General features: G+C 59.0%; 12 protein-coding genes. 4 read left to right on the forward strand and 8 right to left on the reverse strand.

Features of this window, described 5'->3' with window-relative positions; all coding sequences use genetic code 11:
- Positions 1-34: 34 nt before the first annotated feature.
- Positions 35-1,831: an acyl-CoA dehydrogenase C-terminal domain-containing protein gene (locus tag AB4O41_RS19510; RefSeq protein WP_460144340.1), complete on the forward strand. Its 1,797-nt coding sequence runs from the start codon at positions 35-37 to the stop codon at positions 1,829-1,831.
- Between the two features lie 268 nt (positions 1,832-2,099).
- The gene (locus AB4O41_RS19515) at positions 2,100-3,878 is read left to right on the forward strand and encodes an acyl-CoA dehydrogenase C-terminal domain-containing protein (RefSeq protein ID WP_460144341.1); all 1,779 of its coding nucleotides are present in this window, start codon (positions 2,100-2,102) and stop codon (positions 3,876-3,878) included.
- 227 nt (positions 3,879-4,105) lie between these two features.
- Here the strand turns inward: AB4O41_RS19515 and AB4O41_RS19520 are convergent, their stop codons facing one another.
- The gene (locus AB4O41_RS19520; RefSeq protein WP_460144342.1) at positions 4,106-5,035 is read right to left on the reverse strand and encodes a LysR family transcriptional regulator; all 930 of its coding nucleotides are present in this window, start codon (positions 5,033-5,035) and stop codon (positions 4,106-4,108) included.
- Positions 5,036-5,204: 169 nt separating this feature from the next.
- On the opposite strand from AB4O41_RS19520, the gene AB4O41_RS19525 reads away from it, so the two are divergent.
- Together AB4O41_RS19525 and AB4O41_RS19530 are read left to right on the forward strand one after the other, a co-directional pair.
- Positions 5,205-6,488, forward strand: a complete 1,284-nt coding sequence (locus AB4O41_RS19525; protein ID WP_460144343.1) for an aspartate aminotransferase family protein — start codon at positions 5,205-5,207, stop codon at positions 6,486-6,488.
- A 204-nt stretch (positions 6,489-6,692) separates the two neighbouring features.
- Positions 6,693-6,851 carry a YqaE/Pmp3 family membrane protein gene (locus AB4O41_RS19530; RefSeq protein ID WP_007904205.1) on the forward strand — a complete coding sequence of 53 codons (159 nt, stop codon included), beginning with the start codon at positions 6,693-6,695 and terminating at the stop codon, positions 6,849-6,851.
- A gap of 140 nt (positions 6,852-6,991) precedes the next feature.
- Here AB4O41_RS19530 and AB4O41_RS19535 read toward each other — a convergent pair whose 3' ends face one another.
- From AB4O41_RS19535 to pqqF, 7 genes are all read right to left on the reverse strand, one after another.
- A complete protein-coding gene (locus tag AB4O41_RS19535) occupies positions 6,992-8,824 on the reverse strand; it encodes a S9 family peptidase (protein ID WP_460144344.1) in 1,833 nt (610 codons plus the stop codon).
- Positions 8,790-9,932 carry a pyrroloquinoline quinone biosynthesis protein PqqE gene (gene pqqE, locus AB4O41_RS19540; protein WP_460148380.1) on the reverse strand — a complete coding sequence of 381 codons (1,143 nt, stop codon included), beginning with the start codon at positions 9,930-9,932 and terminating at the stop codon, positions 8,790-8,792. The genes AB4O41_RS19535 and pqqE overlap by 35 nt, the downstream gene beginning before the upstream one ends.
- 4 nt (positions 9,933-9,936) lie before the next feature.
- Positions 9,937-10,212 (reverse strand): pyrroloquinoline quinone biosynthesis peptide chaperone PqqD, encoded by a 276-nt coding sequence (gene pqqD / locus AB4O41_RS19545; RefSeq protein ID WP_460144345.1) that lies wholly within the window; start codon positions 10,210-10,212, stop codon positions 9,937-9,939.
- Positions 10,209-10,961, reverse strand: coding sequence for a pyrroloquinoline-quinone synthase PqqC (gene pqqC / locus AB4O41_RS19550; protein ID WP_460144346.1), 753 nt, complete (start codon positions 10,959-10,961; stop codon positions 10,209-10,211). Before pqqC ends, pqqD begins: the two co-directional genes overlap by 4 nt.
- A gap of 127 nt (positions 10,962-11,088) precedes the next feature.
- A complete protein-coding gene (gene pqqB / locus AB4O41_RS19555) occupies positions 11,089-12,000 on the reverse strand; it encodes a pyrroloquinoline quinone biosynthesis protein PqqB (RefSeq protein ID WP_460144347.1) in 912 nt (303 codons plus the stop codon).
- An 84-nt stretch (positions 12,001-12,084) separates the two neighbouring features.
- Positions 12,085-12,159 carry a pyrroloquinoline quinone precursor peptide PqqA gene (pqqA, locus tag AB4O41_RS19560; RefSeq protein WP_009045898.1) on the reverse strand — a complete coding sequence of 25 codons (75 nt, stop codon included), beginning with the start codon at positions 12,157-12,159 and terminating at the stop codon, positions 12,085-12,087.
- 156 nt (positions 12,160-12,315) lie between these two features.
- The gene (gene pqqF, locus AB4O41_RS19565) at positions 12,316-14,754 is read right to left on the reverse strand and encodes a pyrroloquinoline quinone biosynthesis protein PqqF (protein WP_460144348.1); all 2,439 of its coding nucleotides are present in this window, start codon (positions 14,752-14,754) and stop codon (positions 12,316-12,318) included.
- Between the last annotated feature and the right edge of the window lie 20 nt (positions 14,755-14,774).

A 14,774-nucleotide genomic window follows, 5' to 3' on the forward strand; every position in this document is an offset into this window, starting at 1 on the left:
TAGGTTTGAGCAATCTGCTGCCGGAGAAATGACCATGCCCGAGTACAAAGCTCCCCTGCGCGATATGCGCTTTCTGATCGACCACGTCTTCGATTTTCACCGCAACTACGCCGCGCTAGGCGCCACCGATGCCAGCCCGGACATGATCAATGCGATCCTCGAAGAAGGCGCGAAATTCTGTGAGAACGTTCTCGCACCGCTGAGCCGCACCGGCGACGAAGAAGGCTGCCATTTCGACAACGGCGTGGTCACAACGCCTACAGGTTTCAAACAGGCTTTCGCGCAATATGTTGAAGGCGGCTGGCATGGTCTGGCGGCAGATCCGGTTTACGGCGGCCAAGGCTTGCCAAGTTCTTTGGGTTTGGTCATCAGTGAAATGGTCGGCTCCAGCAACACCTCTTGGGGCATGTACCCCGGCCTGACTCACGGTGCGATGTCAGCGATCCACGCCCATGGCACCGAAGAGCAGAAACAAACCTACTTGAGCAAGCTCACTGCCGGCCAATGGACCGGCACCATGTGCCTGACCGAAGCCCATTGCGGCACTGATCTGGGCATCATCAAGACTCGTGCCGTGCCTCAGGCCGATGGCAGTTATGCAATTTCCGGCAGCAAGATTTTCATCTCTGCCGGCGAGCACGACATGAGTGACAACATCATTCACCTGGTGCTGGCCAAACTGCCGGACGCTCCTGCCGGTACCAAAGGTATTTCGCTGTTTATCGTTCCCAAATTCCTACCCAATGCAGAGGGCGAGGCGGGCGAGCGCAATGGCGTTTCCTGCGGTTCGATCGAACACAAAATGGGCATCAAGGCCTCGGCCACCTGTGTGCTGAATTTTGACGACGCCAAGGGCTTCTTGATCGGTGAGCCGAACAAGGGCCTGAACTGCATGTTCACCATGATGAACCACGCGCGGCTCGGTACCGGTATGCAAGGTCTGTGTCTGGGTGAGGCGAGCTTCCAGGGCGCGATCAAATACGCCAACGACCGCCTGCAAATGCGTTCGCTGACCGGCCCGAAAGCACCGGAAAAAGTCGCTGACCCGATCATCGTTCATCCCGATGTGCGCAGGATGTTGCTGACCATGAAGGCCTTCAACGAAGGCAACCGGGCGTTGACCTATTTCACCGCGCAGTTGCTGGACGTTGCGCATCTGAGTCTGGATGAAACGGCGCGCCAGGATGCCGACGACCTATTGGCATTCCTGACCCCGATCTGCAAAGCCTTTATGACCGACACCGGCCTGGAGGTAACTAACCTCGGCATGCAGGTGTTTGGCGGTCACGGTTTTATTCGTGAGTGGGGCATGGAGCAGTTGGTTCGCGACTGCCGGATCGCGCCGATCTACGAAGGCACCAACGGCATTCAGGCGCTCGACTTACTTGGGCGTAAAGTCCTTGGCAGTCAGGGAAAACTGCTGCGCGGTTTCACCAAAATCGTCCACACGTTCTGTGCGGCAAACGCTGAACATCCGCAACTCGGCAGCTATGTGGCGCAGCTCAATGGTCTGAATCAGCAGTGGGGCGAGTTGACCACCAGGGTCGGCATGGCAGCGATGAAAAATCCGGATGAAGTCGGCGCCGCCTCGGTGGATTACCTGATGTACAGCGGCTACATCATCCTCGGCTACCTGTGGCTACGCATGGCGTTGGTGGCTCAGGCGCAGTTGGAGGCGGGTGGCGGCGATGCCGATTACTGCCGGGGCAAACTGGCGACCAACGAGTTTTATTTCAAGCGTTTGCTGCCACGCACCGCCGCACATCGAGCGGCCATCGAGGCGGGCAGTGATTGTCTGATGAAGCTGCCGGCGGAGTTGTTTGCGCTCTGACGGTTAGGCTTGAAAAGCTTCGCGGGCAAGCCTTGCTCCTACGGTTCTATGTCGTTCACGTGAAATGCGTACGACACAACCTGTAGGAGCGAGGCTTGCCCGCGAATGCGTTTTGGCGGACCTAAGACATCCGCTTGATTCTCGGTGACTAAAAATAACAAAACAGTCATAGCCTGACCCTATGTGTCGTAAAAGTTGTTGAGGTACACTCGGACACAACGAAATCACTATTCTACGAACCACCTGTTTAGATCTTGCGAGGTTTGCCATGGCTGACTACAAAGCGCCCCTGCGCGATATGCGCTTCGTCCTCAATGAAGTTTTCGAGGTCGCCAAACTCTGGGCCGAACTGCCTGCGCTGGCCGAGACCGTCGATGCGGAAACGGTTGAAGCCATTCTCGAAGAAGCCGGCAAGGTCACCAGCAAAAGCATCGCTCCGCTGAGCCGTGCAGCTGACGAAGAAGGTTGCCACTGGGCCGACGGTGCCGTCACCACCCCGGCCGGTTTCCCACAGGCTTATCAGACTTACGCTGAAGGCGGTTGGGTGGGTGTCGGTGGTGATCCGACCTACGGCGGCATGGGCATGCCCAAGGCGGTTTCGGCGCAGGTCGAAGAAATGGTCAACTCCGCGAGCCTGTCGTTCGGTCTGTACCCGATGCTGACCGCCGGCGCTTGCCTGTCGATCAACGCCCACGCCAGCGAAGAGCTGAAAGCGGCGTACCTGCCAAACATGTACGCCGGTGTCTGGGCCGGCTCCATGTGCCTGACCGAGCCGCACGCCGGTACTGACCTGGGAATTATCCGCACCAAGGCCGAGCCTCAGGCCGATGGTTCCTACAAAGTCAGCGGCACCAAAATCTTCATCACCGGCGGTGAACACGACCTGACCGAGAACATCATCCACCTGGTATTGGCCAAACTGCCCGACGCGCCAGCGGGGCCGAAAGGTATTTCGCTGTTCCTTGTGCCGAAGTTCATGGTGAATGCCGATGGCAGCCTGGGCGCGCGCAACCCGGCAAATTGTGGTTCGATCGAACACAAGATGGGCATCCAGGCATCCGCGACCTGCGTGATGAACTTCGACGAAGCCGTGGGTTACCTGGTCGGCGAGCCGAACAAAGGCCTGGCGGCGATGTTCACCATGATGAACTACGAGCGTCTGGGCGTCGGCATCCAGGGCTTGGCCACTGGCGAGCGCTCCTACCAGAACGCTATCGAATACGCTCGCGGCCGTCTGCAAAGCCGCTCGCCGACCGGCGCGCAGAACAAGGACAAGGTGGCTGACCCGATCATCGTCCACCCGGACGTGCGTCGCATGCTGCTGACCATGAAAGCCTCGAACGAAGGCGGCCGTGCCTTCTCCACTTACGTGGCGATGCAGCTGGACACCGCCAAATTCAGCGAAGACGCCACCACCCGCAAGCGCGCAGAAGATCTGGTTGCACTGCTGACGCCGGTGGCCAAGGCCTTCCTGACCGATCTGGGTCTGGAAACCACGGTTCACGGCCAGCAGGTTTTTGGCGGTCACGGTTACATTCGTGAGTGGGGCCAGGAGCAACTGGTTCGTGATGTACGGATTACTCAGATCTACGAAGGCACCAACGGTATTCAGGCGCTGGACCTTGTAGGGCGCAAGATCGTTGGTAGCGGCGGGGCGTTCTACAATCTGTTCGCTGACGAGATTCGTCATTTCATCGGGACAGCCGATGCTGACCTGGCGGAGTTCACCCAGCCGCTGAGTGATGCGGTGGGTACCCTAGACGAATTGACTGCGTGGTTGCTGGACCGGGCGAAAAACAACCCGAACGAGATCGGCGCGGCGTCGGTCGAGTATCTGCAAGCATTCGGTTACATGGCCTACGCCTACATGTGGGCACTGATGGCCAAGGCAGCCTTCGGTAAAGAAGCACAGGACGATTTCTACGCGAGCAAACTCGGTACGGCGCGGTTCTATTTCGCACGTCTGCTGCCGCGTATTCACTCGTTGAGCGCGTCGGTAAAGGCCGGTAGCGAATCGCTGTTCCTGCTGGACGCAGGACAATTCTGACCCTTTAACGTTATGTAAGCATTCTCTTACATAACGTGCTGCTGTTTTCCCATAGGCGAAGATTGGATCCAGAGCTAATCTACTTCACATGGACGTCGCGCAGGAAGCGCAAAGCAACAACACGGACACGTAGGATTCTGCCAGGATGGCGGAGTGAAATGGATGTCAGGGAAACAGTCTGCAAAGCCCCGCTTCGGCGGGGTTTTCTTTTGTCTGGAAAAAAGTACTCAGCTCAACCCCTCCAGTGTCACCGGGCCATTCAAGTGGTCATCTGGCACATTCATCACTTCTTCCAGCAATGTCCGCAACAACATCAGCGAAGCCTGTTGCCGCTGCACATCCCGACACACCAATCCGACTTTCAGCGGCACCCGCGGCTCGCTCAGTGGCTTCCACAGCAAAGCCTGATCGCCATGGGGCTTTTGCGAGCGCCCAGGCAGAACCGTCGCCAATCGCGTGTGCGGCAGGCTGTCGAGAATCCCCGCCATGTTGTTCAGCTCAGCCTGCACCTGCGGGCGACGTCCAAGATTGGCCAGTTGTGCCTGCCAGATCTGCCGCACCTGGAACTCCTCACCCAGTAGCAACATCGGCAACTCGGCGGCCTGGCTCATGGAGACTTTCTTGAATTCCCGCAACGGGTGATCCGCCGGGATGACAAGAGTCAGTTCATCTTCGTACAACTGCACGCCGTGCAAACCCGGCTGACGGGGCGGCAGGTAACTGATGCCGATGTCCAGCGAACCGTTGAGTAACCGCCGCTCGATTTCCAGGCCAGTCAGTTCATAGATCTGCACCACTAAATGTGGCTGCGCCTTACGCACGCGTTCGAGCATTTGCGGCACGAGGCTGGAGTGGACGGTCTGCAACACGCCGATGGCCAAGGTTCGCAGCGCCTTCCCCTTGAAATTGCCCAAGGCTTCGCGTGCGCGTTGCAGGCCGTCGAGCAAGGGCAGGGCATGGTTGTACAACGTGTGGGCCGCCAGGGTGGGCAACAGGCGTTTACTGCTGCGTTCGAACAGGCTCACATCGAGGTTTTTTTCGAGTTGGCGAATCTGCTGGGACAATGCTGGCTGGGAGATTGAAAGTCGCTCGGCGGCCCGACCGACGTGGCCTTCTTCATAGACCGCGACGAAATAACGCAGTTGCTTGAAATCCATAAGTAATACTTATCGAAAATGCTGGGAAATCGAAATGGCTCAGTGCCTTGCCTAAGCCTAGTCTAACCGCATTCACAAGGCTTACAGGGCCAGAGCGCACGATGAATACCGTTTACGGCGATGGTGTTTACATAGGCAAGGCAGAAAACCTCAAACGAGGTTTTATCCAATGAATCTGTTCAACCTGCGACGCAAACCACCAAGCCTTGATGACCTGGCGATGGATACCTCCCAGCCGTCCAGAAGCGACAACTTATCCAGCGAGTGCCTGATGCCCAGTGTAGAACGGCCGAAACAGATTTTCGTGCGGGGCCAAGGTTCGTGGCTGTGGGACAGCGATGACCGCGCTTATCTGGATTTCTCACAGGGTGGCGGCGCCAATAGCCTCGGGCATAGCCCTTCAGTACTGGTCAAAGCGATTTCGGAACAGGCTCAGTCGCTGATCAACCCAGGTTTCAGTTTGCATAACCGTGGCATGCTCAACCTCACCGAACGGCTCTGTACCAGCACCGGCAGTGACCAGGCGTACCTGCTCAACAGTGGCAGCGAAGCCTGTGAAGCGGCGATCAAGTTGGCGCGCAAATGGGGCCAGAGACATCGTGGCGGCGCTTCGCGGATCATCGTTGCCAGTAAAGGTTGTCATGGCCGTAGTCTCGGGACGATTTCAGCGTCGGACAGTTCGAATCTGATCAACCGATTCGAGCCACAGTTACCGGGTTTCAGTCATGTCCCGTTCAATGACCTGCCAGCACTGCATGCGGCCGTAGACGCCCAGACTGTCGCAATCATGCTCGAGCCGATCCAGAGCGAGGCCGGAGTGATTCCCGCCACCGAGCACTACCTCAAAGGTGTCGAGCGCCTGTGTCGTGAGCTTGGCATCTTGCTGATACTCGACGAAGTGCAAACCGGCATCGGTCGCTGCGGCACCTTGCTCGCCGAACAGTCCTACGGCGTGCGGGCAGATATCGTCGTGCTCGGCAAAGGGCTTGGCGGTGGCGTGCCATTGGCGGCATTGCTGGCGCGAGGCAAGGCCTGTTGTTACGAAGTCGGCGAACTGACCGGCACGCATCATGGCAATGCACTGATGAGTGCGGCCGGTCTTGTCGTCCTCGACAACGTGCAGGACAAGGGCCATCTCGATCATGTGCGGGAAATGGGTCGGCATCTGCGTGAAGGGTTGAGTCGTCTGGCTCATCGCTATGGTCACGGTGAATTGCGCGGGCAAGGACTGCTGTGGGGGCTTGATCTGTCCGACGATTCAGCCAAGGCCGTAGTCAAAGCTGCGTTGTACGAAGGATTGCTGCTCAACGCCCCGCAACCCGATTGCCTGCGCTTTACCCCGGCTCTCACCGTCAGCAAGGCCAATGTCGACGAAATGCTCCTGCGCCTGGCCCGCGCCTTCTCCCGCGTACGCACCGCGCAACTGCAGTGCCGCAAAGGGATTGCGGTCTGATCAGACCCGTCCTACACGAATTCCAGAACCGTCTCGCGGTATAACGCATCGCCCCACGCCTGATTCTTTTGGCGTGGGGCGTTTTTTTGTCTTCATCGGTATTTGGAGGGGCTGTGATCAGAGTCCACAAATGAACCCTGAAGAACGCCGCAGGTCGACTAGCTGTAGGGTTCACAAGAGCCTACTTCAATCAGGAGCTGCCCCATGGACTTTATTCGAATCATCATCGCCATTCTGTTGCCGCCACTGGGTGTGTTTCTGCAAGTCGGTTTCGCTGGGGCATTCTGGCTGAATATTCTGCTGACGTTGTGCGGTTACATTCCGGGGATCGTGCATGCGGTGTACATCATCGCCAAGCGCTGACATTCGCTGCGTTTGATAGATCGCCATCGCGAGCAGGCTCGCTCCCACATTCAATCGCGTTCCTCTGAGGCAACTCGGTCAAATGTGGGAGCGAGCCTGCTCGCGAATGGGGCGCTACATTTTTGTGCCGAACGCAGACTTCAGTCCGCCAACTCCATCACCCGTTGATAAAACAACCACTCCTGTTCCAGCGCATGGGCCTGATTGCCGGCCTTGCGAAAGCCATGGCGCTCGTCGGCGTAGTAATGCGCTTCGACCAGAATCCCGTTGTCCTGTAGCGCAGTGACCATGTCGCGAGTCTGTTGCGGCACTACCACGGCGTCCAGTTCACCCTGAAAGAAAATCACCGGAACGCTGATGTTGTTCGCGTGCAGCAATGGCGTGCGTGCGGCGTAGCGTTCAGCGTCCTGCACCGGGTCGCCGATCAACCAATCCAGATAATCACCTTCGAACTTGTGCGTAGCGCGGCTTAGCGCAACGGGATCGCTGACGCCATACAGGCTGGCGCCTGCACGAAAGACATTGTGAAAGGCCAGTGCGCACAACGTGGTGTAGCCACCGGCGCTGCCTCCACGGATAAACGACTTGTTGCCGTCGATCAGCCCCCGATCGGCGAGGTAGGCCACCACCCCACAGGCATCTTCCACATCCACATTGCCCCAGCTTAAATGCAGCGCCTGGCGATAAGCGCGGCCATAGCCGCTGCTGCCTCGGTAATTAAGATCGGCCACGGCGAAGCCGCGTTGTGCCCAATACTGGATCCGCGGGTCGAACATCGGGTAGCAGGCCGAAGTCGGGCCGCCGTGAATGAACACCACCAACGGCGCTTTCGTGTCGCCGGTCATCGCCGGGTAGAAGAAACCGTGGGCCTCGCCTGAACCGCTCGGATAGCGCAGGGTTTGCGGGCGGCTGATCTGTTCGGCGGGCAGCGGTGCGATACCGCCGGCCAGAACGTTGACCTGGCGTGTTTCACGGTCGATGGCAATGATTGCCGACGAACTGACCGGTGAAGCGGCGATGCAGTAGATGAACTGTTCATCCTGTGCGAGATGGCGGAAGCGGCTGTAGTCGCCCGTGAAATCGTCACAGGAGCCATCGCCATGGCAAAGCCCCAGTCGACCAAAACCGCCCTCGGTCCAACTCGCCAGATAACTGTCTTCGCCCAATGGCAACCAGGTGCAACCACCCAGTTGCCAAGGCGCCGGTCCATGGTCGGCGGCAGCGCTTGGGAGTGGGCTCAGACCGTTGCCCGATTCCATCCACGGCTGCCAGAAACCGCCGCGATCTGTCAGACAAAACAGACGGCCGCTGTCATCGAATCGTGGTTGTTGCAGTGACTCCTGAGCACCGTCACCGGCCACACACCGCGGTTGCGCAAAGCTGTGATCGCTCTGGCGCTCGGCAACCATCAGGCGAGTGGCGGTCCAGGGCTGATCCGGACGGTTCCATTCGATCCAGGCCAGACGCTGACCGTCAGGGCTCACGGTCGGTGCCGCGTAGAAGTCGGCGCCTTCGGCCAGCAGATGACGTTGGCCGTCAGCCAGATCGATAGCCACCAGGCGATGTCGATCGCGGTTCTCTTCTACCGCCAGCACTTGCCCATTGGCGAAGTGCAAATCGCCGTAGCGGCATTCACTTGAAGTCAGCACCTCTGGCGCCTCACCGGTCAGCGATTGCCGATACAGCTGCTGATCGGTCTCGTTGACGAAAACAAGCCCGTCATCGGTCAGACAAAATGCACCGCCGCCATATTCGTACACCCGGCTGCGCACACTGAAGGTGGGCGGCGTCAGGCAATGAGCCTGGCCGTCGCGCCACTGCCAGATCCGGCAGGCGGCGTCCTCGGGGCGGTATTCGTTCCAGAACAGGCCATGCTTGCCGATTTGCAACTCGGTGAAGTCGATGCCGGCCGCGACAGCCTTGGCGGCGCTTAAGGGTTCAGCTTTTGGCGATGAGGCGTGAGTTTCGTTCATTGCGGAAGGCCAGTTGTTCGATGGTCTGGGTCGCGTGTTCGGCTTCTTCGCGGGCCTTGAGAATCACGCCGTGATGTTCCGACTTGCTGCACACCGGGTCGGCGTTGCTCGCGTTACCCGTGAGCATGAACGCCTGACAGCGGCAGCCGCCGAAGTCCTTTTCTTTCTCATCGCAGGAACGGCACGGCTCGGGCATCCAGTCGTAGCCGCGAAAGCGGTTGAAACCGAACGAGTCGTACCAGATGTGTTGCATGCTGTGATCGCGCACGTTGGGAAACTGCACGGGCATCTGTCGGGCACCATGACAAGGCAGGGCAGTTCCGTCCGGCGTGACGGTCAGAAAAATGCTGCCCCAGCCATTCATACAGGCTTTCGGGCGTTCTTCGTAATAGTCCGGCGTAACGAAAATCAGCTTGCACGGATGCCCTTCGGTTGCAAGTTTTGCGCGGTATTCGTTGGTGATGCGTTCGGCGCGAACCAACTGTTCTTTGGTCGGCAAAAGGCCAACCCGATTGAGCTGGGCCCAGCCGTAGAACTGGCACGTCGCAAGTTCGACGAAGTCCGCTTCAAGGGCAATGCACAGCTCGATGATCCGGTCGATCTTGTCGATGTTGTGCCGATGGGTGACGAAGTTCAACACCATCGGGTAGCCGTGAGCCTTTACCGCGCGAGCCATTTCGAGCTTTTGCGCGAAGGCCTTTTTTGAGCCGGCCAGCAGGTTATTCACTTGCTCGTCGCTGGCCTGGAAACTGATCTGGATGTGGTCCAGGCCGGCCTTCTTGAAGTCGCTGATTTTCTGCTCGGTGAGGCCGATGCCGGAGGTGATCAGGTTGGTATAAAAACCCAGCTTGCGCGCCTCAGCGATCAGCTCGGCGAGGTCCTGGCGCACCAGCGGCTCACCGCCGGAAAAACCCAGCTGCGCCGCGCCCATCTCCCGGGCTTCGCGGAATACTTTGATCCACTGTTCAGTGGTCAATTCTTTGCCCTGCTCGGCGAAATCCAGCGGATTGGAGCAGTACGGGCATTGCAGCGGACAGCGATAGGTCAGCTCGGCCAGCAACCACAGTGGCAGGCCGATTTCAGGCTTGGGCGGTAACGTGTCTGACACGGAATCAGGCAAGTTCGATCCAGTGCTGAGCACGGGCGACCTCCATGAATTGCTCGATGTCTTCACCGAGCTCGGGCACGTCGGGGAACTGCGTGTTTAATTCGGCGATGATCGCCGCGACATCCCGCTGACCATCAATCAAACCGCCAATCAGCGCAGCGCTGTCGTTGAGTTTGATCATGCCTTCCGGGTAGAGCAGCACATGGCCTTTTTGCGCCGGTTCGTACTGGAAGCGATAGCCGGTGCGCCATGTCGGGGTTTTGCTGCGATCGAAACTCATACGATAATTCCTTTATGCCAGACCCGCTGTTCGGTCACGCTGTGGTAGGGCGGGCGGTTCAGTTCGTAGGCCATGCTCATGGCATCGAGCATGCTCCAAAGAATGTCCAGTTTGAACTGGAGAATTTCCAGCATGCGCTCCTGGCCTTCCCGCGTAGTGTAGTGCTGCAAAGTGATCGCCAGACCATGTTCTACATCCCGACGCGCCTGACCCAGGCGAGTGCGGAAATATTCGTAACCGGTCGGGTCGATCCACGGGTAATGCTGCGGCCAGCTGTCGAGGCGCGATTGGTGGATCTGCGGCGCGAACAGCTCGGTCAGCGAACTGCTGGCGGCTTCTTGCCAACGGGCCCGGCGGGCGAAGTTGACGTAGGCATCCACGGCGAAACGCACGCCGGGCAGCACCAATTCCTGAGAGCGCAGTTGATCCGGGTCGAGGCCGACCGCTTGGCCAAGACGTAGCCAGGCTTCGATGCCGCCCTCTTCGCCGGGGGCGCCATCATGGTCCAGCAGGCGCTGAATCCACTCGCGACGAATCTCGCGGTCCGGGCAGTTGGCCAGGATAGCGGCGTCCTTGAGCGGGATGTTCACCTGATAATAGAAACGGTTGGCGACCCAGCCCTGGATCTGCTCGCGCGTCGCCCGGCCTTCATACATCGCCACGTGATACGGGTGATAGATATGGTAGTAGGCGCCCTTGGCGCGCAGGGCCGCTTCGAATTCGGCGGGGGACATTGCGGTGTCAGTCATTGCGGTTCTCCGGGGAATAACCGTTGGATTTGCGGCGTCTAATCTGGCGTCATCGCGGGCAAGCCACGCTCCCACAGGAACACGCGATCATTGTGGGAGCGTGGCTTGCCCGCGATGGGGTCATCCGCTACAGCACAATACTCATGCCGTCATACGCCACTTCAACCTCGCGCCGAACCAGCTCCGCACGCTCCGGCGAATCTTCATCGAGAATCGGGTTGGTGTTGTTGATGTGGATAAGTACTTTGCGCTGTTTGGGCAGTTGTTCCAGCACTTCGAGCATGCCGCCGGAACCGTTCTGCGCCAGGTGGCCCATTTCCCGGCCGGTACGCGTGCCGACGCCACGACGCTGCATTTCGTCGTCGTCCCACATCGTGCCATCCACCAACAGGCAATCGCTGCTGGCCATGATCTTCATCAGCGCTGCGTCGACCTTGCCCAGGCCCGGTGCATAGAACAGTTTGCCGCCGGTGCCCAGGTCTTCGACGATCAGGCCGATGTTGTCGCCCGGGTGCGGGTCGAAGCGATGCGGCGAGTACGGTGGTGCGGCGCTACGCAGGGGCAGCGGGGTGAAGCGCAGGTTCGGGCAGGCCGGGACGGTGAAGCTCTGATCGAGTTCGATACGGTTCCAGTTCAACCCGCCGTTCCAGTGAGTCAGCATGGTGAACAGCGGAAAACCTGTGCTCAAATCTTCGTGGACCATGTCGGTGCACCACACTTGGTGCGGGCAACCTTCGCGCAGACTGAGCAGACCAGTGGTGTGATCGATCTGGCTGTCCATCAGGATGATTGCACTGATGCCGGTGTCACGCAGCGCGCGACCTGGCTGCATTGGAGCGAAGCTCTGGAGCTGGGCGCGGATGTCCGGCGAAGCATTGCACAGCACCCAGTTCACGCCGTCATCGGAAATCGCGATGGACGACTGGGTACGCGCCTCGGCCCGCAGGCTGCCGTCGCGAAAACCTGCGCAGTTCACGCAGTTGCAGTTCCACTGGGGGAAACCGCCGCCGGCGGCGGAACCTAGAATCTGGACAAACATGGCCGCTCCATCATTGAAAGCTGAAAATAAAAACGCCCCGGCGAGCCGAGGCGTAGCACTGCATTCTCTACCAGACGGCAGAGCTTAGCGGCTTGCGAAGTACATGGTGACTTCGAAGCCGATACGCAGGTCGGTGTAAGCAGGTTTGGACCAGGACATAGAAGCGCTCCTTCAGGTGGATGGGACAGTTGAGACCTATACATATAGTCCACCTCCAGCCGGAGATGTTCAGATAGTTAGGTGGCTATGTTACTCAAAATTACACAGCGATTGGCCACGAATCTTTGAGAAAGCTAATTGCAGCACCGGTAATGATCATTTTGCCACTTGCCAAAGAGTAGTCGGGCACGGTCCGTTGGCCAGACAGCGCCATCCACCATTGGCCCGATTCAATCGTTGTGCCGCCGCCAGCAAGGCTACACGGTCGGTCATCAGAATTGCCTGGGGCAGACGTTTCAGGTAATCCGACGAGTGGCCGGCCAGCTTGCCTTGCCAGAGCAGTTCGGCGGCTTGGGCGTTGGGCAGGGCGGTATCGTCGAATTGATCGGCCAGGGCTTGGCGCTGAGCGATGAAGGTCGTGTCATTGATGCTTTCGATCATCCCTTCCAATTCGCTGAGGAACTGTTCGATGTGCTCCAGCAAATCCAGAGGCGCGACGCTCGGCGATTGCACGCCAAACAGCAGCCCGGTCTGACCGTTTAACTGGCGTAGTCCGCTGAATACGGCGTAACCGAGCTGCAGCTCCACCCGCAGGCGCTGGTAGAACGGCGTCTGGCATACGTGTGCGAGCAAACGCCAGGCGGCCTCATCGGCGATGTCATGGGTTGCTGTCGGACAAAAGAGCAACAGCGCATGTTCGCTGGATTCGGTGGCGACGGTACCCCAGAGACGCTGCGAGCGAATCGACGGAGGCGGCGTCAGTTGACTGTCCGCAGTGCCGGGAATACGACTCAAGGCAAGCCCCATCGCCGCTTGAGTCTGGGCAGACAGGCCTGTCCCCAGGCCATCCCAGCGGGCGCTCGACCAAAGTTGCTGTAGGTCATTCGAGACTACGGTGTGCTCAAGGCATAGATCGGGCAGCGCCTTGAGCAATTGTCGAATCGGCATCAATGCAACGGCCGCCGGCTCTTCCTGTGAGAAATCGGCATCAGGTTTTGTCAGTTCTTTCAGCGCATGTTCTAGGACTGTCGGCATCGGTTCCTGCAGGCCCGTCATCTTCAGCAGCCATTCATTGCCCGAAACGCTGAAGGAAAAGTCGACACCGGCCTGACGCGCGTCTTCGCGCAGCATCCGCAGGTTGTTTTCCAGATTCGACTGAAGGCGACTGTGAGGCGCGAACTCCAGGCGCCAGCGCAGATAAACCGCACCTTCATCCGTGTTATCCGGCAATGCCTGACTGAACTGTATCGGCGATCGTTCGCGGCGACTGCGTGAGCGATCCTGGGCAAAAGTCCGCAGGCCGCGATGAGCGCTGGTCTGGCCGCGAATCAGTCCGGCATTCGAGGCTGGAGTCTCGGCGCGCAAAAACGGGTTGGGGGTCGGCAGTTGCCACTGGCCGGTGAAGTTATCCACAGCGCCGATTTGATCGAGGATTGCCTTGAGGGCGACAACGCCCTGTTCGGATAGCCCGGCTTCAAGCTGTTCGCTGTCTCGTCGGGCCAGTTGCAAGGCGCTGCTGACTTGCTGTTGGCGCTGCAGCAGAGCTGCATATTCTTCGCGCAACTCGACCCAATCCTGATGAGAGGCAAAAAAGCCCAGCCAATCCAGGAGCCGTTCGCGGATCACGTTGTCCGGTTGCGTGGCGTGGGCGAGCTGTGTGAATTCGATGTGCAGCAAGGCTTGGCCGGCGTAGTGATAGAGCGGCGCGGCTTTCAGGTTGTGCGCTAACCCTTGCTCTCGCAGCTGCGCCAACAGGCCGCCGGGTTTTTCGGCGTTCAGCCAGTGGCACAGGAGCGCCAGCGCTTCGGGCGATGAGTCGGGCAGCGCTTCGAAGGCGAACAGCAGATCCAGCCCACGTTCTCCGGCCTGTTGATAACTATTGTCCGAAGAATCCATCAACAAGGTGGGTTTTTCCTGAGGGGCTTTCTCGCCGGCAGTAATGGCAGCGGAAAACGCTTGTGCCATCCCCTTCAGTTCATCGAGACTCTGTGGCCCGGCCAGGCTCAGCGTCATCTGCCCGGTCTGATAAAACCGCTGATAGAAGTCCTTCAACGCTTGCTGAAATTCGGGTTGCGGCACCGGTAGGCTGTAGCGGTTTCCAGCATGAAATGCCCGCAAAGGGTGAGCCGCCGAGAGCCCATCAAATAATGCAAACTGCTGTTGGGCCGTCGCATCCCGCGACCAGGCGACAAATTCGGCGTGCAGCACTTCTCGTTCCCGCCGCTGATCGTCCGGGTTCATACGCGGATGAGCGAGCATGTCTGACAGACGCTCCAGCCCATCCCTAAACGCCTGAGGCGGCAGCTCGAAAAAGAAGTCCGTCGTACGTTCGCTGGTTCGCGCATTCACCTGCCCGCCATGACCGTGTACGTAGGCCATCAGCCCTTGCTCTGCGGGAAAGCGCTCTGTACCCAGGAACAGCAGATGCTCAAGAAAGTGCGCCAGCCCCGGCCAGGCCAGTGGCACGTCGTGACTGCCGGCAGCGACCCGCAACGCGGCGGCGCAGCGCTTCAAATCGGGAGCGTGACGCAGCGTCACCCGCAGGCCGTTGGCGAGGGTTTCAGTGTGGAGGCGAGGGTGATTCAGCGCAGGCATGAGCACTTCCAGAACAGAGA

Source organism: Pseudomonas sp. S2_A02 (assembly GCF_054668495.1).